This window comes from Streptomyces sp. NPDC001381, assembly GCF_042895685.1.
GTDB lineage: Bacteria > Actinomycetota > Actinomycetes > Streptomycetales > Streptomycetaceae > Streptomyces.
Genome location: NZ_JBIAWO010000005.1, coordinates 450,163 through 469,680, shown reverse-complemented (window position 1 = coordinate 469,680; position 19,518 = coordinate 450,163). Strand labels below are relative to the sequence as shown.

18 protein-coding genes are annotated in these 19,518 nt (G+C 74.5%); 10 read left to right on the top strand and 8 right to left on the bottom strand.

Features of this window, described 5'->3' with window-relative positions:
- Positions 1-96: 96 nt before the first annotated feature.
- The gene (locus ACFY2L_RS24770) at positions 97-891 is read right to left on the bottom strand and encodes a PaaX family transcriptional regulator C-terminal domain-containing protein (protein WP_390823408.1); all 795 of its coding nucleotides are present in this window, start codon (positions 889-891) and stop codon (positions 97-99) included.
- 73 nt (positions 892-964) lie between these two features.
- On the opposite strand from ACFY2L_RS24770, the gene ACFY2L_RS24765 reads away from it, so the two are divergent.
- Complete coding sequence (locus ACFY2L_RS24765) at positions 965-2,650, top strand: acyl-CoA dehydrogenase family protein (protein WP_390823407.1); 1,686 nt, start codon at positions 965-967, stop codon at positions 2,648-2,650.
- 625 nt (positions 2,651-3,275) lie between these two features.
- Here the strand turns inward: ACFY2L_RS24765 and ACFY2L_RS24760 are convergent.
- Entirely contained in the window at positions 3,276-3,860 is a 585-nt protein-coding gene (locus ACFY2L_RS24760) for a hypothetical protein (RefSeq protein WP_390657540.1), read from the bottom strand.
- Between the two features lie 216 nt (positions 3,861-4,076).
- Between ACFY2L_RS24760 and ACFY2L_RS24755 the strand changes: the two genes are divergently transcribed.
- From ACFY2L_RS24755 to ACFY2L_RS24740, 4 genes are all read left to right on the top strand, one after another.
- On the top strand, positions 4,077-5,228 hold the full coding sequence (locus tag ACFY2L_RS24755) for a WD40/YVTN/BNR-like repeat-containing protein (RefSeq protein WP_390657539.1): 1,152 nt from the start codon (positions 4,077-4,079) through the stop codon (positions 5,226-5,228).
- 73 nt (positions 5,229-5,301) lie between these two features.
- A complete protein-coding gene (locus tag ACFY2L_RS24750; RefSeq protein ID WP_390823406.1) occupies positions 5,302-5,979 on the top strand; it encodes a uracil-DNA glycosylase in 678 nt (225 codons plus the stop codon).
- Complete coding sequence (locus ACFY2L_RS24745; protein ID WP_390657537.1) at positions 5,976-6,965, top strand: N-acetylglucosamine kinase; 990 nt, start codon at positions 5,976-5,978, stop codon at positions 6,963-6,965. Before ACFY2L_RS24750 ends, ACFY2L_RS24745 begins: the two co-directional genes overlap by 4 nt.
- Positions 6,966-7,167: 202 nt before the next feature.
- Complete coding sequence (locus ACFY2L_RS24740) at positions 7,168-8,091, top strand: sirohydrochlorin chelatase (RefSeq protein WP_390657536.1); 924 nt, start codon at positions 7,168-7,170, stop codon at positions 8,089-8,091.
- Between the two features lie 144 nt (positions 8,092-8,235).
- On the opposite strand, the gene ACFY2L_RS24735 is transcribed toward ACFY2L_RS24740, so the two are convergent.
- The 4 genes from ACFY2L_RS24735 to ACFY2L_RS24720 all read right to left on the bottom strand — a co-directional run bounded on the left by ACFY2L_RS24735 (position 8,236) and on the right by ACFY2L_RS24720 (position 12,386).
- Complete coding sequence (locus ACFY2L_RS24735; protein WP_390823405.1) at positions 8,236-9,282, bottom strand: lactonase family protein; 1,047 nt, start codon at positions 9,280-9,282, stop codon at positions 8,236-8,238.
- A gap of 82 nt (positions 9,283-9,364) precedes the next feature.
- Positions 9,365-10,858: an FUSC family protein gene (locus ACFY2L_RS24730; RefSeq protein WP_390823404.1), complete on the bottom strand. Its 1,494-nt coding sequence runs from the start codon at positions 10,856-10,858 to the stop codon at positions 9,365-9,367.
- Between the two features lie 188 nt (positions 10,859-11,046).
- A complete protein-coding gene (locus tag ACFY2L_RS24725) occupies positions 11,047-11,697 on the bottom strand; it encodes a phosphoribosyltransferase (protein WP_390823403.1) in 651 nt (216 codons plus the stop codon).
- Positions 11,698-11,735: 38 nt separating this feature from the next.
- Entirely contained in the window at positions 11,736-12,386 is a 651-nt protein-coding gene (locus ACFY2L_RS24720; RefSeq protein ID WP_390823504.1) for a dienelactone hydrolase family protein, read from the bottom strand.
- Between the two features lie 177 nt (positions 12,387-12,563).
- Between ACFY2L_RS24720 and ACFY2L_RS24715 the strand changes: the two genes are divergently transcribed.
- Together ACFY2L_RS24715 and ACFY2L_RS24710 are read left to right on the top strand one after the other, a co-directional pair.
- Positions 12,564-13,025, top strand: a complete 462-nt coding sequence (locus ACFY2L_RS24715) for an archease (protein WP_390823402.1) — start codon at positions 12,564-12,566, stop codon at positions 13,023-13,025.
- 422 nt (positions 13,026-13,447) lie between these two features.
- A complete protein-coding gene (locus ACFY2L_RS24710; RefSeq protein WP_390823401.1) occupies positions 13,448-14,584 on the top strand; it encodes a CapA family protein in 1,137 nt (378 codons plus the stop codon).
- Between the two features lie 42 nt (positions 14,585-14,626).
- Here ACFY2L_RS24710 and ACFY2L_RS24705 read toward each other — a convergent pair whose 3' ends face one another.
- Complete coding sequence (locus ACFY2L_RS24705; protein ID WP_390657530.1) at positions 14,627-14,989, bottom strand: DUF6479 family protein; 363 nt, start codon at positions 14,987-14,989, stop codon at positions 14,627-14,629.
- 282 nt (positions 14,990-15,271) lie between these two features.
- Between ACFY2L_RS24705 and ctaD the strand changes: the two genes are divergently transcribed.
- Positions 15,272-16,951 carry a cytochrome c oxidase subunit I gene (gene ctaD / locus ACFY2L_RS24700; protein ID WP_390823400.1) on the top strand — a complete coding sequence of 560 codons (1,680 nt, stop codon included), beginning with the start codon at positions 15,272-15,274 and terminating at the stop codon, positions 16,949-16,951.
- Complete coding sequence (locus ACFY2L_RS24695; protein WP_390657528.1) at positions 16,941-17,345, top strand: cytochrome c oxidase subunit 4; 405 nt, start codon at positions 16,941-16,943, stop codon at positions 17,343-17,345. The genes ctaD and ACFY2L_RS24695 overlap by 11 nt, the downstream gene beginning before the upstream one ends.
- On the opposite strand, the gene ACFY2L_RS24690 is transcribed toward ACFY2L_RS24695, so the two are convergent.
- Positions 17,263-18,744: a cytochrome bc complex cytochrome b subunit gene (locus ACFY2L_RS24690; RefSeq protein ID WP_390823399.1), complete on the bottom strand. Its 1,482-nt coding sequence runs from the start codon at positions 18,742-18,744 to the stop codon at positions 17,263-17,265. The two genes, ACFY2L_RS24695 and ACFY2L_RS24690, sit on opposite strands and share 83 nt — an antisense overlap.
- A gap of 259 nt (positions 18,745-19,003) precedes the next feature.
- Here ACFY2L_RS24690 and ACFY2L_RS24685 point away from each other — a divergent pair, with 259 nt between their 5' ends.
- The gene (locus ACFY2L_RS24685) at positions 19,004-19,480 is read left to right on the top strand and encodes an Lrp/AsnC family transcriptional regulator (protein WP_390657526.1); all 477 of its coding nucleotides are present in this window, start codon (positions 19,004-19,006) and stop codon (positions 19,478-19,480) included.
- Positions 19,481-19,518 lie beyond the last annotated feature (38 nt).

Below are 19,518 nucleotides of genomic sequence, written 5' to 3'. Positions count from 1 at the left end.
GGCCCACCGCCGCGCCCCCCCCCGCCGTCCCGCCGCCCCCCCCCCGGCCGGTCCCCCCCCCCGCCGCCGTCTCCGCGCCCTGGCACCGGACACGACCTAGGACCCGAGCGCCACGCCGACGAGGCCGCGCCGGTGCCGCTCGTACGCGGCGCGCAGGGCGGGGCCCGGCCAGTCGGCGGGCAGCAGCCCCGCGGGCAGCACCGGGTCGGCCAGCAGATGGCGTACGACCGCGGCGAGCGCCGTGAAGCGGTCGGCGGGCCGGGGAGAACGCTCCACGTGGGCCAGCAGGGCCCTGGCCGTGTCCGCCCAGGCGCCGAGCGGCCACAGGGCCGCGGCCAGCTCGCCGGCCGGTGCCGCGGGCCGGGCGGTGAAGTGCTGGAGCACCTGGTCGAGCTCCGCGGGCCAGGGACGGCCCAGATTGGCGGGCCGCAGCCAGACGCCCTCACGGAGCTCGGCGAGCCGCAGGGCCGCCAACCGGGTGCGCAGCTCGGCGCGTTCGGCGGGCCCGCGGCCGGTCGCCGTGATCACGGCCATCTCCCAGTCGCCGTCCCACGCGCGCGTGTCGGGACTCACGGCGTCGTCCTGACGGCGCTGGCGTTCCAGGAGCCGGTCGCTGAGCCGGTAGACGGTGTCCGTCCGCCGCAGGTCGCCGGCGGCCACCATCCGGCTCAGCGCGGCCCGCACGGTCGACCCGCCGACCCCGAAGGGCTCCACGCCGCGCACCAGGTCCCGGGCGGGCAGCTCGGGCGGGTGCGTCCCCAGCAGCAGGCTCAGGACCACCGACCGGGCGGACAGCGGGCGCAGCACGACCTGGCCCGACCCCGGCCCGGGCTCCGGTTCGGGGTCCGGCTCCGGTTCGGGGTCCGGCTCCGCAGATACGTCCGTCCGCATGACGTCGTACTGTACGTGCGGCCGCCGATGTTGCACTATTGCTACAGCCGCAGCGAGAGCGCAACATGGGTGCATGGACTCGACACGCACGCCGTCACCGCCGTACGGCACGCAGGACGTGACCGGCACGCACGAAGTGACCAACCAGGCCCCGCCGCTGAGCCCGTACGACGCCTCCGAGGACGCCGCCCTGCTGGAGGGACTGCGCCGGGAGGGCGCGGGATGGGCGGAGCCGGACGTACGGCGGCTGGGCCTGCGGGCCGGCGGCGTCGAGGCGCAGGAGTGGGGGGAGCTGGCCAACCGGCACGAGCCCGTGCTGTGCACGCACGACCGGTACGGCCACCGCGTCGACGAGGTCGACTTCCACCCGAGCTGGCACGAGCTGATGCGGGTGGCGGTCGCGGAGGGCCTGGCCGGCGCACCCTGGGCCGACGACCGGCCCGGCGCCCATGTCGCCCGCACGGCGGGCGGGCTGGTGTGGGGGCACACCGAGGCCGGGCACGGCTGCCCGACCTCGATGACCTACGCGGCCGTCCCCGCCCTGCGCCGGCAGCCGGAGCTCGCGAAGGTGTACGAGCCGCTGCTGACCGGCCGGGAGTACGACCCGGGGCTGCGGGTGCCCACGGACAAGCGCGGACTGCTGGCCGGCATGGGGATGACCGAGAAGCAGGGCGGTTCCGACGTCCGTACGAACACCACCGCGGCCGCCCCGACGGCCGAGCCCGGCGTGTACACGCTGCGCGGGCACAAGTGGTTCACGTCGGCGCCGATGTGCGATCTGTTCCTGGTGCTGGCGCAGGCTCCCGGCGGGCTGTCCTGTTTCCTCGTGCCGCGCGTGCTGCCGGACGGCACCCGCAACACGTTCCGCATCCAGCGGCTGAAGGACAAGCTGGGCAACCGCTCCAACGCGTCCTCCGAACCCGAGTTCGAGGGGACCGTGGCCTGGCTGGTGGGGCCCGAGGGGCAGGGGGTGAAGACCATCATCGAGATGGTCAACTGCACCCGTCTGGACTGCGTGATGATGTCGGCGTCCCTGATGCGGAAGACGCTCGTCGAGGCGGGACATCACGTACGGCACCGCAGCGCGTTCGGCGCGCGTCTGCTGGACCAGCCGCTGATGCGCAACGTCCTGGCCGACCTGGCGCTGGAGTCGGAGGCCGCGACCACGCTGACGCTGCGGCTGGCCGGCGCGGCGGACCGGGCGGTGCGCGGAGACGACGGCCGGGGGGACGAGCAGGCCTTCCGGCGGATCGCCACGGCCGTGGGCAAGTACTGGGTGACCAAGCGGGGGCCGGCCTTCACGGCGGAGGCCCTGGAATGCCTGGGCGGCAACGGCTACGTGGAGGACTCCGGCATGCCCCGGCACTACCGCGAGGCGCCGCTGCTGTCGATCTGGGAGGGCTCGGGCAACGTCAACGCTCTCGACGTGCTGCGGGCGCTGACGCGCGAGCCGGGGACGGCGGAGGCCCTGTTCGCCGAGCTCGCCCTGGCGCGGGGGGCGGACGCCCGGCTGGACGCCGCCGTCGCCGGGCTGAGATCCGAGCTGGGCAGGGCGACACCGTCCGGTGCCCGTCGGCTGGTCGAGCGGATGGCGCTCACCCTCCAGGCGTCCCTCCTGGTCCGGCACGCTCCGCCCGCGGTCGCGGACGCCTTCTGCGCGACCCGGCTCGGCGGTGACTGGGGACACGCCTTCGGCACGCTTCCCGACGGCGCCGATGTCGCCGCCATCCTGGAGCGAAGCCTTCCCGCCACGAACTGACCGGCCGGCACGGCGGCCCCTGGGGCACGGAAGGGCCCCGGACGCCCGCGCGGCCCGGCGGGGAGCGGGTGAGGCGACGAGGCGACAAACCGACGACGAGAGCGGCCCACGGGCCGGGCAGGGCAGGGTAGGCCAGGCCAGGCCAGGCCAGGCAGGGCAGGACCTGGCCAGGCAGGCCAGCCGGAGAGGAGCCTTCCCACCGCGCACTGACCCGCTCGCACAGCGGCACCCGGAGGCACCGAGCGGCCCCCGGACGCCCGCGCGGCCCGGCGGGGGGGGTGAGGCGGCGAGACGGCGAGCCGACGAAGAGAGCGGCCCACGGGCCGGGCCGGGCCGGGCCGGGGCAGGGCTGGAGCCGGCCAGACCGGGCAGGCCGAGCAGGGCAGAGCGGGCAGAGCCGGGCCGGACAGAGCCGGGCCGGAGAGGAGCCTTCCGTCGCGCACTGACCCGCTCGCACGGCGGCCCCGGGGGCGCGGAACGGCCCGCAACGAGAGCCGGGCCGCCGTCGGAGGCCGGGCCGAGCCGGGTAGGGCTGGACCCGACCCGGCCGGACGGGACCGGTTCAGAGCCGGGCCAGGCAGGGCAGGCAGGAGGGCTAGGCCGGGCCGGGCCGGAGGGGATTCGGTTAGCTTGTGGGGCGGCCCCAGAGCGTGTCGAAGCGGGCCCAGTCGGCGTCCCACTGCTCGATGCGGCGGTGTTCCAGCCGGCCGCGCAGAAGGCGTCCGCCCGCGAAGGGCAGTGCGGCGGCGGCCACCCCCGCCAGGCTGCCGACCAGGGTCGCGCGCAGGCTGGCCTGGGCGGGGGTCGCGGGCTCGGTGACCAGGCGGCCCCGACGGTCCGTCCAGACGGTGACCGGGGTTCCGGTGGGGCTGCCGGCCGCGACCCGCACCTGACCCGTGTGGCCGGAACCGTCCGGGCCGGTCCAGCCGACCTTCGCCCAGACCTGGTCGGCGCCGGAGGAGCCGGACTGCCCCGCGGCCTTCCCGGGCGCCGGTTCCGTCAGCCGGGCCACGAGGGGGCGCCACTCGACGCGTTCCCTGGCCAGCCCGTGCTCGACGGACCCGGCGGCCCCCCATCCCGCCAGGACCCCGGCGAGGACGGTCAGCACCCAGGCACCGAGCACGACCCAGGCCTCCACCGCGTCGGCGCGACGCCTGAGCGGGTTGCGCCGCCAGCGCCACAGCCACACCTTCGGACCACGGAACGCCATCGAAGGCTTCCTCCTCATGAGCGCACGAACATCCTTGGACCGCCCTCCCATACGGGGCGGGCGGTCCGGATACTCAGGGCGAGTCCCTCGTCCCGACGCTCCCACGCGTTCCGCCGCCCCCGCAGGCGTCCGCCGGAAAGTGGCCGACGTCATGCGTTCCGGAGGCGGCGCGACCGCTGTGACCTGCGGTGACCGGCTTCCCGGAGGTGACTGTCAGTGGCGAGGTGCAGACTGGCCGGTGTCTGGGACAAGGACGTCGAGGACACAGCGGAGGAGACCGGCATGACCGAGGTACTGCTCGCCGTGGGCACGCGCAAAGGCCTGTTCATCGGGCGCCGGCGCGGCGGCGCATGGGAGTTCGACGCATCCCCCTACTTCAACGCACAGGCCATCTATTCGGTCGCCGTCGACACCCGGGGCGAGCGCCCGCGGCTGCTGGCCGGCGGTGACAGCGCGCACTGGGGTCCGTCGGTGTTCCACTCCGACGACCTCGGCCGCACCTGGACCGAACCGGCCAAACCCGCCGTCAAGTTCCCGCAGGACACCGAGGCTTCGCTGGAGCGGGTGTGGCAGCTGCACCCGGCGGCGGCCGAGCCCGACGTGGTCTACGCGGGGACGGAGCCGGCCGCGCTGTACCGCTCCGAGGACCGCGGGGAGACGTTCACCCTGGTCCGCCCGCTGTGGGAGCACCCCACGCGCTCGAAGTGGGTACCGGGCGGCGGCGGGGAGGGCCTGCACACCATCCTCACCGACCGGCGCGACCCGCGGGCGGTGACGGTGGCCGTGTCCACGGCCGGGGTGTTCCGTTCGACCGACGGCGGGGCGAGCTGGGCGCCCTCCAACTCCGGTGTCTCGGCGGTGTTCCTGCCGGATCCCCACCCGGAGTTCGGCCAGTGCGTGCACAAGATCGCGCAGGACGCGGCCTCCCCGGACCGCCTCTATCTGCAGAACCACTGGGGCGTGTACCGCAGCGACGACGCGGGCGGGCACTGGACGGACATCGGCGCGGGCCTGCCGTCCACCTTCGGTTTCGCGGCCGCCGCACACCCCCGGCGCGGGGACACGGCGTACGTCTTCCCGATCAACGCCGACGCGGACCGGGTCCCCGCGCACCGCCGGTGCCGCGTGTTCCGTACGGCGGACGCGGGCGGGAGCTGGGAGCCGCTCACGGCGGGACTGCCGCAGGAGGACCACTACGGCACCGTGCTGCGCGACGCGTTGTGCACGGACGACGCGGATCCCGCGGGTGTGTACTTCGGCAACCGCAACGGCGAGGTGTTCGCCTCGGCGGACGACGGCGACAGCTGGCAGCAGCTGGCCGCCCACCTGCCCGACGTGCTGTGCGTGCGGGCGGCGGTGATCGGATGAGCCGGCCGGGGGGACGACGGGGCGTCGGCCACCGGTTGATCACCGCTGCGCGTACGGCAGTAGGGTGACGCCCGTGGCACCACGACCCTTGCATGAAATCGTCGAACCGGGCTGGGCGAAGGCCCTGGAACCCGTGGCCGGACGGATCGCCGGGATGGGTGACTTCCTGCGCGCGGAGATCGCCGCCGGACGCACCTATCTCCCGGCCGGACAGAACGTTCTGCGGGCCTTCCAGCAGCCCTTCGACGACGTCCGCGTCCTGATCGTCGGACAGGACCCCTACCCCACGCCCGGGCACGCGGTGGGACTGTCGTTCTCGGTCGCGCCGGACGTACGGCCGCTGCCCGGCAGCCTGATCAACATCTACCGGGAGCTGAACTCCGACCTGGGCCTGCCCCAGCCCTCCAACGGCGATCTGACGCCGTGGACGCGGCAGGGCGTGCTGCTGCTCAACAGGGCGCTCACCACGGCCCCGCGCAAACCGGCCGCGCACCGGGGCAAGGGCTGGGAGGAGGTCACCGAGCAGGCGATACGGGCGCTCGCGGCGCGCGGCAAGCCGCTGGTGTCCATCCTGTGGGGCCGGGACGCCCGCAATCTGCGGCCGCTGCTGGGCGATCTGCCCTCGGTGGAGTCCGCGCACCCCTCCCCCATGTCGGCGGACCGCGGCTTCTTCGGCTCACGGCCGTTCAGCCGGGCCAACGACCTGCTGATCCGGCAGGGAGGTCAGCCGGTGGACTGGCAACTGCCGTGACCGTCCCCGCGGATCCGGAGCACGGCCACGGCATCCTCGCCGTGGACTCGGGAGGCTCCGGTCTGCGGGTCGCCGTGGGCACCGCGGCACGGGGTGCGTGGGCCGAGCGGTCCTCGCGGGTGCCGGTGCGCACCGGTGACCGGGGCATCGACCCCGGCCATCTGCTGGGGCAACTGGTGCCGATGGTGCGGGCGTTGACGGCGGAGACGGGGATCGGGCGGCTGAGCACGGCGGCGGTGGGCGCGGCCGGGATGAGCGGCCTGGGCGACGCGCTCAGGGAAGAGCTTCCCCACGCTCTGGCACGGGAGTTCGGGATCCGGACGACCGCGCTGGCCGCCGACGCCGTGACCGCGTACACCGGCGCCCTCGGCGTACGGGCGGGTGCCGTGGTCGCCGCCGGCACCGGTCTGATCGCGGTCGGCACGGACCTGACGGCATGGCACCGGGCGGACGGCTGGGGCCATCTGCTGGGCGACTGCGGCAGCGGAGCCTGGATCGGGCGGGCGGGGCTCGAGGCCGCGCTGCGCGCGTACGACGGGCGGCCGGGCGGCTCGGTGCGGCTTCTGGCGTGTGCCGAGAGCCGGTTCGGGCCGGTGCCGGGGCTGCCGGGCCTGCTCTACCCGCGCCCGGACCGGGCGGCCGTCCTCGCCTCCTTCGCGCCCGAGGTGGCCGCGTGCGCCGGGCACGACCCGGTGGCCGGGGACATCCTGCGGGCGGCGGCCCGGCACATGGCCGAGTCGGCCGCCGCCGTCTGCCCGCGGGACGGTGAGCCCCCGTTCGCGCTCACCGGCGGCCTGGTCAAGCTGGGTGAGCCGCTCCTGGGACCGTTCGCGGAGGAGCTGGCGCAGCGGATGCCGCATGCGCGGCGGGTGGACGCCGCGGGCGATCCGCTGCGCGGCGCGGTGCGGATCGCCGCCGGGCTGGCGGTGGGCCGTCTCGCCCTGCCGGCCGACGGGGCGCTGCTGTCGGTGGTGCGCCGCACGTAGGAGGCGTACGGAGGGAAGCGTACGGAAGGAGTCGTACAGCGTCACCCAAAAGAGGGATTGTTCTCTTCGAGGGCAAGTCGCCCGAAAAACACGCTGATCACTTCTGATCCGTACGTAACTCATCAGACAAAACCGGACGGATACCGCTCACCTGCACCCTCCCCGAACAGGGGAGCCCAGGAAACAAGTAACATGCGGCGCCATGAGCTCCCCCACTGGGCCCGCGTCCGGCCTGCCAGTACGAATGCCGCGCCCCCGCCAGCCCGGGCGGCACCGCCGACCCGAGCCGTTGGCGGCTCCCGAGGGCGCGCCCGCGCTCGTCCTCGCGGTTCCGGGTACGCCGAGCGCCGCCACCCGCGGCCTCGCCGAGGAGGTCGTGAGCATCGCCCGCTCCGAGCTCCCCGGTCTCGACGCGCGCATCGGCTACCTGGACGGGGACGACGCCGAGTTCCCCGCCCTGCAGTCCGTCCTCGCGCACGCCTCCGAGGAGCGCACGGCCCGCTACGAGCAGGCCCGCGCCGCCGGTCTGGACGTCAAGGAGCCCGACGGCCCGGTCGCCGTCGTCGTGCCGCTGCTGGCCGGGCCCGACAGCGCGCTGCTGCGTCAGCTCCGCCAGGCCGTCATGGAGAGCCGGGTCGCCGCCGACCTGACCGACGTCCTCGGCCCGCACCCGCTGCTCGCCGAGGCGCTGCACGTGCGGCTGTCCGAGGCCGGTCTGGCCCGCGCCGACCGCGCCCGGCTGTTCACCGTGGCGACGGCCGCGGACGGCATCATCCTCGCTTCTGTGGGCGGCGAGGAGGCCGTGCAGGCCGCCGGGATCACCGGCATGCTGCTCGCCGCGCGGCTGGCCGTGCCGGTGATGGCCGCCGCCCTCGACCAGGAGGGTTCGATCTCCTCCGTGGCCGAGCAGCTGCGTTCCTCCGGCTCGCAGCAGCTGGCGCTGGCGCCCTACCTGATCGGCCCGGAGATCGACGCCGCGCTGATCGAGGAGGCCGCCAAGGAAGCGAGCTGCGCCGCCGCCGAGGCCCTCGGCCCGTACCCGGCGATCGGCAAGCTCGCGCTGGCCAAGTACACGAACGCCCTGGGCATCGCCCCCCAGCAGCCGCAGGGCGCACCGGTGCGCTGACCTGCAGCCCGTCAAGGACGCCGTACACCGTGAAGGGCCCGCTCCCGTGGAGGAGCGGGCCGTTCGCCGTGCCGGGGCGCGCCGGGGCCTCTCGGGCACCGGAGGCCCGCTGGACCGCGTGCCGTGCGCCCGGCCGCGCCGGTGTCAGCCGAGGACCACGCAGGACGCGGCCGGCAACGGCAGGGAGCCGGCGGGGCGGGGAAGGCCGGTGGCGGGGTCGACGGTGAACCAGGTGACGTCGCCGGAGCGCTCGTTCGCGACGTAGAGGACGGTGCCGCGGGCGGAGAGGGTGAGGGCCCTCGGCCAGTGACCCGCGCAGGGGACCGTGCCGATCAGCCGGAGCGCGTCGCCCTCCCCCTGCACGGCGAACACGGAGAGCACGTCCTCGCCGCGGGTGGCGGTCCACAGGTGGCGGCCGTCGGGCGCGACGGCGATGCCCGAGGGGTAGGCGTCCCCGGCGGGGGCGCCGGGCAGGACCGCGGCCTCCGCCAGGGGCTTCAGGGAGCCGTCGAGCGCCTCCCAGCGGCAGACGGTGACGGTCGGGGTGAGTTCGTTGACGACGTACGCGTACGAGCCGTTCGGATGGAAGGCGAGGTGACGGGGGCCGGAGCCGGGGCGCAGCGCGTGCTCGCGGTGCAGTACGGGGATGCCGTCGCGCAGGGCGCACACCCGCACCGAGTCCGTTCCGAGGTCCACGCTGACGGCCCAGCGCCCGCTGGGGTCGGGCTGCACGTGGTGGGCGTGCGGCCGCTGCTGGCGCCGGGTGTGGGGGCCGGACCCGGCGTGGTGGAGGACCCCGGAGGCGGTCCGGGCGAGGCCCCCGTCCGCGCGGACCGGGACGGCGGTGACGCTGCCGGAGCCGTAGTTGGCGGTCAGCACGTGCCCGTCGAACACCGCGAGGTGGGTGGGGCCGCTGCCGTCGACCGGCACCGGCGGGCCGGCCGCCTCCGGTACGTCGCCCGTGACGCGGTACGCGGCCACCGCCCCGTCCGTCGTCTCACTGACGGCGTACAGCGTGCCGCCGTCGGCCGACAGGGCCAGACAGGAGGGGTCGGGAAGGCCGTTCAGGCTGTTCAGGGCGGTGAGCGCGCCGCTGGCCGGGTCCACCGCGGCCGTCACGATCCCGGGCCCGCCGGCCGCCGTGAACGAACCGATGAACGCCCGCCGGTTCCGTCCGCCGAGGTCTGCCACCGCTGTCCCCTCTCGGTCGCTGCTGTCCGGGGTGACGGTAACAGTTGATCCGCTCCGGTCTAGACCAGACCCGCGCGAACGGTCACGCGCCGACCAACGGCGAGCCCGGCGGGGTGCGCAGCGGCTGGGCCAGCTCCGTCAGGGCGCGCTCCAGGCCGTGGAGGTGGGCCAGCGCGGGCTCGGTGACCGCGGGGCGGTCGACGGGGGCCGCGGCGGCGGACTCGCCGTCGGTCAGGGCCTCCACCGCGGCCTGGACGCGCCAGCAGGCGGCGGCCAGGCGGGCGTCGTGGGAGGCCTCGGGGTCGGCGGCGACGGCGACCAGCCCCCGGCTCTCGCGGGCGCAGGCGTCCAGCAGGGTCAGTACCTGGCGGGCGCGCCGCTTGCGGCCGAGCATCGGGTTCAGCGGGTGGACGAGCGGGGCGACGGCGAGCCGTACCCGGCCGAGGAGCTGCTCCAGCTCGGCGACGCGCGCCGCGGGGTCGGCGGCCGGGTCGCCCGCGAGGCGTGCGGCGGCCTCCGCGGTGCAGGCGTGCACACAGCGCAGGGCCCGCTGGATCCAGGCGTCGGTGACGGTGTGGGTGGTGACCGGCAGCACGAACAGCACGGCCAGCGCGGCGCCGAGCGCGCCCACGCCGGTCTCGGTGAGCCGCAGCGCCAGCAGCCCGGGGGTGAGGACGCCGAGGAGGCCGTAGAGGAGTTCGGCGAGCAGGGTCACCCAGAGCATCATCCAGGTGTAGGAGACCGCGGCCGTGTAGAAGATGCCGAAGACGGAGACGGCGGTCAGGGCGGCCGTGGGGACGGGCGCGCCGTTCACCGGGACCGCGACCAGCAGGCCGAGTCCGATGCCGATCACCGTGCCGAGGACCCGCCGGAAGCCGCGGACCAGGGTCTCGCCGCGCGAGGCGGTGTTGACGAAGATCCACCAGGTGGCGCCGACGGCCCAGTACCAGCGCTGCCCGGACACCAGCTGGCCCACGACGAGGGCGAAGCCCGCGCCCGCCGTGGCCTGGACGGCCTGGCGGGTGGTGACGCGGGCCAGGCCCCGGCCGCCCGGCGGGGCGGGCACCGGCGCCGGGGGCACCCGGCGTTCGTAGCACCAGGCGCCGAAGCGCACGGCCGCCGCGGCGAGCAGGGACAGCGCGACGGAGGCGCACAGCTCGGGGAGCTGTGCGGTCGTGGCGTGCAGGAACTGGGCGACGAAGAACATCATGAACGCGAACACGCCCAGGCTGTGCCCGCGCGGCCCCCAGCGGCGGGCGTACACGCCGACGCCGATGACGGCCAGGAAGGTGAGGTCGCGGGCGACGGGGTGGTCGTGCAGGACGGCCGCCGCGCCGAGGACGGGCAGGCCCACGGCGGGGAGCAGCGCGGTGGTGACGGCCTGGCCGCGCACGGTGGCGTCCATGACGGTGAACAGCGCGAGCAGGGCCGCGAGCCCGCCCGTGACGACTCCGGGCAGCGTGTGGCCGGCCAGGCCGCACACCACGACGGCCGACGCGATGCCCAGGACGGCCCGGGCGGCGAAGCGCAACCGCGTCCGCCCCGGGTCCGGAGCCGTGAACACCTTCTTCAGCACTGTTTCCCACCCCTGACGGACGCCCGCACGAAAAAGGCGCCGCGGTGATCCGCAGCGCCATCGACATGTCCATAGGAACATCCGTACGGCAGATGGTTCAACAGGCTCCGCGAGCACTGGGCCAATGGCTCAGCGGTGGCCGTGCCCGATCCGCCGACGGGGTGCCAACGGACCACCGGCGCGCGGGCTCAGCGTCCGGCCGCCGTGTGCAGCGCCCGGAGCACGTCGGCGTCGGTGAGCTGCTCGAAGTCGTCGTACCAGAGACCGACGGCCATGAAGGCGGCCGGCTGGTACAGGCAGATCACCTCGTCCGCCTCGGGCCGCAGCAGGCTCACCGCCTCCGGGGAGCCGACCGGCACGGCCAGGACCGTGCGGCGGGGCGATGCACGCCGCAGTGAGCGCAGGGCGGCGCGGGCGGTGCCACCGGTGGCGAGCCCGTCGTCGACCACGATCGCGGTGCGTCCGCGCAGCTCGGGGGCGGGACGCCCCTCGCGGTAGAGCCGCTCGCGGCGATGGAGCTCGGTGCGCTCCCGCTGCACCACCACGGCGAGGTCGCGTTCGGTGAGGCCCAGCCTGCCGAGGGCGTCCTCGTCGAAGAGCGGGTCCTCCTCGCCGACGAGCGCGCCCACACCGAACTCCGGCTGGAACGGCGCGCCGATCTTGCGTACGACGAGCACGTCGAGCGGGGCGTCGAGGGCCCGGGCGACCTCCTCGGCCACCGCGGCCCCGCCCCGGGGCAGGGCTAGGACGACGGGGTCGGGCAGCTCGCCCTTCTCCCGCCGGGTCCGCAGCACCTCGGCGAGCTCGCGTCCGGCCTGCCTGCGGTCACGGAACTGCATGGCGACCGACTCCTTCCGGTCAGTCCCTCCGCCTCGGGTCACGCGGGCTTCAGACGGTCGTCGCACCACGCCGCGGCCGCCTCGGCCACCTGCTCCAGCGTCCCGGGCTCCTCGAACAGGTGGGTGGCGCCGGGCACGACGTGCAGGGAGTACGGCACCCGCAGCCGCCGGGCCGCCTCCTCGTTCAGGGCCAGGACCTCCACGTCCCGGCCGCCCACCACGAGCAGCACCGGCGCCCGTACGCGGTCCAGGGCGGCCTCCGCCAGGTCGGGCCGCCCGCCCCGGGAGACCACGGTCAGCACCCGGTCCGGCCGTTCGGCGGCGGCCACCAGTGCCGCGGCCGCGCCGGTGCTCGCGCCGAACAGGACGACGGGGAGCGCCCGGGTGTCGTGCTGCGCCGCCAGCCAGTCGACGACGGCCACCACGCGGCGGCCCAGCAGCGGTATGTCGAAGCGGTGCACGCCCGTCGACGCGTCCTCGCGTTCCTCCTGCTCGGTGAGCAGGTCGATCAGCAGGGTGCCCAGGCCGACGGTGCGCAGCTCGGCGGCGACCATGCGGTTGCGCGGGCTGTGCCGGGAACTGCCGCTGCCGTGGGCGAACAGCACCAGGGCCCGGGCCGGCGTCGGTACTAGGAGGTCACCCGTGAGCGCCGCGCCGTCGACGGGCACGCGGACCAGCTGGGAGATCATCGCCGTCATCCTCTCCCTCGGAAGGGTGCCGGACACCCCGCGTGCCCCTCCCCGGGTGCCGGCTCGGTTTCCGGGTATCCAGACTGGCACCGGCCAACCGGGGTACCCGGAGCGGCGACACGACGGATTCGGACGCCCGGGCCGGACACGACGAGCCGGGACTGGTGGTGGCGGGCAATGGTCGGCGACATGGACGACGACCGTCAGGCACGGCGGCAGGGCGAGAGCGGTCACCGGACGGTGCCGCAGCCGCACACCGCCGACATACGCATCGACGCGTGGGGCACGAGCCGTGAGCGCTGTCTGGTGGAGGCGGCCCTGGGGATGGTGGAGTGCTTCGCCGACGTCACGGCGGTGCGGCCGACCGCCGTGGAACGCGTCCAGCTCGACGAGGCCGCGGACGACGATCTGCTGTCCGCGCTCCTGGACGAGGTCGTCCACCGGCTGGAGGTGCGCGGACAGGTGCCCGTCGACCTGGAGGCGGAGGCCACGGACGACGGACTCGACGTACGGCTGGCGGTCGCCGGGCTGACGGACGTGGAGATCGTAGGAGCGGTGCCGCGCGGCGTGGCGTGGCACGACCTGCACTTCGGGCCGGACCCCTACGGGTGGTCCTGCGCGGTGACCGTCGACGTGTGAGACGACGGACGAGCGGCACAGGACCGGCTGCGACGGGTCGCGGAGCACGGTCACGCCCATGCGAGCGGCGGCCCGCCACCGCGCGGGCACCCCGCACGCATCCGGGACGGGACCAGCGCGGGCCGGCCCCTGACCACGCCCGACGGCACCAGCGGCGCGGCGTCCGGCACAGGGTCGGCGCGATGGGTCGCGAGGCCCGGGCACGCCCATGCGAGCGGCAGCCAGCCACCGCGCGGGCCCCCGCACGCCTCCGGGACGGGACCAGCGCGGGCCGGCCCCTGACCACGCCCGACGGCACCAGCACCAGCGGCGCCGGCGTCCGGCACGGGCGCGTGTCCGTCCTTAGGGGTATCCGGCGCCGCGTGCTCCGCGGGTGCCGGCGGCAGGGTTCACGCGTGCGGGTGCGGGTTTACGGTGGGGACGTGAGCGGCGGTGTGGTGACGCTGTTCCTGTGCGGCGATGTGATGCTCGGGCGCGGCGTCGATCAGATCCTCGCGCATCCGGGCAGTCCTCGGCTGCGGGAGGACTGGGTCGAGGACGCCCGCGAGTACGTCCGGCTGACGGAGGCGGTGAACGGACCGGTCCCGGCTCCCGTGGCGCCCTCCTGGCCGTGGGGCGAGGCGCTGCGGGTGCTGGAGGAGACCGGCCCGGACGTGCGGGTGGTGAACCTGGAGACGTCCGTCACGCGCTGCGAGGGGTTCGCGCCCGGCAAGGCGGTCCACTACCGGATGCACCCGGCCAACCTGCCCGCGCTCACCGTGGCCCGGCCCGACGTCTGCGTCCTGGCCAACAATCATGTGCTGGACTTCGGCCGCCCGGGCCTGGAGGAGACCCTCGGGGTGCTGGCCGGCGCGGGCCTTCGGACGGCTGGTGCGGGACGCGGGCCCGGGGAGGCCTACGCACCCGCCGCGGTGCCCGTCCCGGGCGGCGGCCGGGTGCTCGTGTTCGCCCTGGGTGCGCGCTCCAGCGGCATCCCGCCCGACTGGGCGGCGACCCCGGGCCTGGCCGGGGTCGCCTACCTGCCCGAACTGTCGGCGACGACGGCCGCCGCGGTGGTCCGGCAGGTGCGCCGGGCCAGGCAGCCCGGTGACCTGGCGGTCGTGTCCGTGCACTGGGGCTCCAACTGGGGCTATCACGTGCCCCGCGACCAGATCCGGTTCGCCCGCGCTCTGATCGACGGCGGGGTCGACCTGGTCCACGGGCACTCCTCCCACCACCCCCGCCCCGTCGAGGTGTACCGCGACCGGCTCGTCCTGCACGGCTGCGGCGACTTCATCGACGACTACGAGGGCATCTCCGGCTACGAGGAGTTCCGCGACGACCTGCGGATCGCCTATGTCGTCCGGCTCGCCGCGGACACGGGCCGGCTGGCGGGGCTTCGGATGGTGCCCCTGCGGGCCCGGCGGATGCGGCTGGAGCCCGCGCCGGAGGCGGATCGCGCCTGGCTGCGCGTGACCCTGGACCGGATCAGCCACGGCGTCCGGGTCACCGCGGCCTCCGACGGCACGCTCACCCTGGCGCGGCCCGCCGTGGCGCACGGGACGGCCACCGGCCGGTGAGCCGCCCCGTGCGCCACGGCGGGGGGGCGGGAGCGCGGCCGCTCAGGTCCGGCCCGGCCCGCCGCTGCCGAAGGATCCGCCGGAGCGGGAGTCCCAGCGCGGACGGGTCTGGTCCTCGCTGCGCTTGGTGCCGGAGGGATTCAGCTGGTGGGGGGTGAGGCGCTCGCTCTCGTCGGCGGCCACGGGCACCTCGTCCGGTTCCCGCCTCTCCTGGCCGTCGTGCACGGCGCTCGTGGCCGGCCGCGTGGGCTGCTCGGTGCGCCGGGGAGGCCGCGGCTCGCGTCGTCGTACCTTGATGCCGAGGCGCACGGCCCAGATCAGCGCGCCGGTGATCAGGAGGCCGCAGACCAGCACGGCCACCACACCGAACACGGAACTCGCCGCCGCCGCTTCGTAGGTCGTCATCTGCATCCCCGGCGGGTACCCGCGCGGGCCGGATGCATCCCTGGCTGATCGCCCGGCCACCCGGACGGCGGAGAGGGGGCATGGCCGTCGTCCGGCCCCCCTGACGGCGGACAGGAGGCGTGGCGCGGCCGGATCGGGCGGGGTGCGCCAGTAGCGTCGGCGCTGTCGTGCGGGTCACTCCGCGTCCCGCCCGGTCGCCGACGGTTCTCCCGGACGGGGACCGGGCACTCCCGAGGCGCCCCGCCGGCGGCACGGTTCCCCGGAGAAGCATGAAGGAGGACGATGGCCGGACTGTCGGAACGCGTCGACGACGAAGCCGGCCGCGCCCCCGCCCCGCACTCCTCCGGCCGGGCGCTGCTGCGCTGGGCGACCACGACCGACCACAAGGTGATCGGCCGTCTGTACATGGTCACGGCGTTCTGCTTCTTTCTGTTCGCCGGTCTGCTGGCGCTCGCGATGCGCGCCGAACTCGCCCGTCCGGGGCTGCAGTTCGTCAGCAGGGAGGGCTACAACCAGTTCTTCACCGTCCACGGGACGGTGATGATGCTGCTGTTCGCGACACCGATGTTCGCCGGGTTCGCCAACGCCGTGATGCCGCTGCAGATCGGCGCGCCGGACGTGGCCTTCCCCCGGCTGAACGCCCTGTCGTACTGGATGTACCTGTTCGGCGGTCTGATGGTCGTGTCCGGGTTCGTGGTGCCGGGCGGGGCGGCGGCGTTCGGCTGGTTCGCGTACGCGCCGCTGAACAGCTCGTACCACTCCCCCGGCGCGGGCGGGGACCTGTGGGTGATGGGCCTGGTGGTCACCGGTGTCTCGACGACCCTGGGCGCGGTCAACTTCATCGCCACGATCATGTGTCTGCGCGCGCCGGGGATGACGATGTTCCGGATGCCGATCTTCACCTGGAACGTGCTGTTCACGTCGATCCTGGTGCTGCCCGCGTTCCCGGTGCTGGCGGCGGCGCTGCTGGCGCTGGAGTCGGACCGGAAGTTCGGCTCGCACATCTTCGACGCGGCGAACGGCGGCGCGATCCTCTGGCAGCACCTGTTCTGGTTCTTCGGGCATCCCGAGGTGTACATCGTCGCGCTGCCGTTCTTCGGGATCGTCTCGGAGATCCTCCCGGTGTTCTCGCGCAAGCCGCTGTTCGGGTACCTGCCGCTGGTCGGGGCGACGATCACGATCACCATGCTGTCCGCGGTGGTGTGGGCGCACCACATGTTCGCGACGGGCGCGGTGCTGCTGCCGTTCTTCTCGCTGATGTCGTTCCTGATCGCCGTGCCGACGGGCATCAAGTTCTTCGCGTGGGTCGGCACGATGCACCGGGGCTCGCTGTCGTTCGAGACGCCCATGCTGTGGGCGACGGGGTTCCTGATGTCGTTCCTGCTGGGCGGGCTGAGCGGGGTGCTCATCGCGTCGCCGCCCCTGGACTTCCATCTCACCGACTCGTACTTCATCGTGGCGCACCTGCATTACGTGCTGTTCGGCACCGTGGTCTTCGCGATGTTCGCCGGGTTCTACTTCTGGTGGCCGAAGTTCACCGGGCGGATGCTGGACGAGCGGCTGGGCAAGCTGCACTTCTGGCTGCTGTTCCCGGCGTTCCAGCTGACCTTCCTGGTGCAGCACTGGCTCGGCGAGGAGGGCATGCCACGCCGGTACGCCGACTATCTGCCCTCGGACGGCTTCACCCTCCTGAACACCCTGTCGTCGGTGGGCGCGTTCCTGCTCGGCGTCTCCACCCTCCCCTTCCTCTACAACGTGTGGCACACGGCCCGGCACGGCCGGCGCGTCACCGAGGACGACCCGTGGGGCTACGGGCGGGGACTGGAGTGGGCGACGTCCTGCCCGCCGCCCCGGCACAACTTCGTGGCGCTGCCCCGGGTGCGCTCGGAGTCCCCTGCCTTCGACCTGCACCATCCGGCGATCGAACAGCGGAAGCAGGAGCACCTGCCCCATGAGGACTGAGGCGTTTCTGTTCGGCGGTGTCGGCGTCTTCTTCGGCGGCGCCGCGGTGCTCTACGGTGTCTGGTCACGCTGGGACCCGGCCGGTACGGCGGCGCTCGTCATGGCGTGTCTGACGGCCGCGGTGATCTCGTTCTTCTGCGCGGTCAACTACCGGCGCAGAGGGCGGCGTCCCCAGGACCGGCGTGACGCCGAGGTGGCCGACGGCACCGGCCCGCTGGAGTTCTTTCCGCCGGAGAGCCGCTGGCCGGTCGTCACCGCCGCCGGGTTCGCGGTCGCCGCGACCGGGGTGGTGTACGGGCTGTGGCTGTTCCTCATCGGCGTCGGCGTCCTGGCAGCCGGGGTGTTCGGATGGGTGTTCCAGTACGCCGACCGGGACTCGGGGCCGGCGGGCTGACCGGGGTCCTGGGGGCGCCCGGCCGGAACTTCCCCACCGGGCGGTGATCGCTCTCGTAGCCCCCGGAGACGGCCTGGCGCACCTCACCGGTCTCCTCGCCCTCGGTCAGGCGTTCCCGTTCCGACTCCAGCAGGGCGTGGCACAGCCGCCGGGTGACCATGAAGGCGAGCACCGGGGCCACGACGAGGGCGACGCGCAGGATCCAGGTGAGGGCGTTCACGGAGACCCGGAAGGACTGGGCGATGATGTCGTTGCCGCCGGCCAGCAGCAGGACGCCGTAGAAGACGATGCCGGCGACGCCGAGTCCGGTGCGGACGGGGCGTTCGCGCGGCCGGTCGCACAGGTGGTGTTCCCGCTCCGCCTCTCCCGTCAGCCGCTGCTCGACGAACGGATACACGTACAGCACGAGGAAGAAGAGCCCGGGAAGGACGACGGCGGGCAGCAGCACGTTCCACATGAGGGTGTGCCCGGCGAGGTCGGTCTCCCAGGGCGGGACGAGGCGCAGCGCGCCCTCCAGGAAGCCGACGTAGAAGTCGGGCTGGGAGCCGGTCGACACGACGTCCGGGCGGTAGGGGCCGTACACCCACACCGGGTTGACCTGGGCGAGCCCGCCGAGCAGGGCCAGCACGCCGAAGACCATCAGGGACAGGCCCGCCGAGGACACCGCGAACTGGGGGACCATCGGTTTGCCGACGGCGTTCGCGTCGGTCCTGCCCGGGCCCCGCCATTGTGTGTGCTTGAGGTGGAAGACCAGGATCAGGTGGACCGAGACCAGCGCGATCAGCGCGCCGGGCAGCAGCAGGATGTGCAGGCTGTACAGGCGGGGCACGATGTCCTGCCCGGGGAACTCGGCCCCGAACGCGAACATGCTCACGTAGGTGCCCACCACCGGCAGCGACAGCATGATGCCCTGCGCGATGCGCAGCCCCGTGCCGGAGAGCAGGTCGTCGGGGAGCGAGTAGCCGGCGAACCCCTCGGCCAGGGCGAGCACCAGCAGGGTGACGCCGATGACCCAGTTCGCCTCGCGCGGCCTGCGGAAGGCGCCGGTGAAGAAGATCCGCAGCAGGTGCACCCCGATCGCGGCGACGAAGACGAGGGCCGCCCAGTGGTGCATCTGCCGGATGAGCAGCCCGCCGCGCACGTCGAAGCTGATGTGCAGGGTGGAGTCGAAGGCCGCGGACATGCGCACGCCCTGCAGGGGCACGTACGAGCCGTCGTAGACGACCTCGTACATCTCCGGGTGGAAGAAGAAGGTCAGCCAGACGCCGGTCAGCACCAGGACGATCAGGCTGTAGAGCGCGAGCTCCCCGAGGAAGAAGGACCAGTGGTGGGGGAACGCCTTGCGCAGCAGCCCGCCCGCCCCCTCGTACACCGGCAGCCGCGCATCGGTCGCGTCCACAGCCTTCCGGACCGCGCCAGCGCGCTCACCGTCCACGGACCGCCTCCCTCCTGACCCGTCTCCGGGCCATCCCTAGCCCCCGGCGCGGCGGGCGAGCACCCGGGCCGCGCGAAACACCCGCGCGACCCGCGCACGGCACCCGAACGGCCGAGCCGGGCGGCCGGGCGCGTCCGGGAACGGCCGGTCCACCCGGAATGCGCGCCGCTGGGCCATTGGTACAGTCGGCCACGATCAGCCACGCACGAGGAGGCCGGGCACCATGGCCGTCGACGAGCTCGACACCCGCATCCTGCGGCTGCTGCTCGAACAGCCGCGCACCAGCGTGCGGGAGTACGCCCGGGTCCTCGGTGTGGCGCGCGGCACCCTCCAGGCGCGCCTGGACCGGCTGGAGCGGGACGGTGTGATCACCGGCACCGGCCCGTCCCTCTCCCCCGCCGCCCTCGGCCACCCGGTGCTCGCGTTCGTGCACATCGAGGTCACCCAGGGCCACCTCGACGACGTGGGCGACGCGCTGGCCGCCGTGCCGGAGATCGTCGAGGCCTTCTCGATCACCGGCGGCGGGGATCTGCTCACGCGGGTCGTGGCGCGGGACAACGCCCATCTGGAGGACGTGATCCAGAAGCTGATCAGCCTTCCCGGCGTGGTCCGCACCCGCACCGAGGTCGCCCTGCGCGAGCGGGTGCCGCACCGCCTGCTGCCGCTGGTGGAGTCGATCGGGCGGGCGGCCGCTAAGTAGCGCGCCTCCGCAACTTTCCGTCCCGTCAGGGCCGTTGA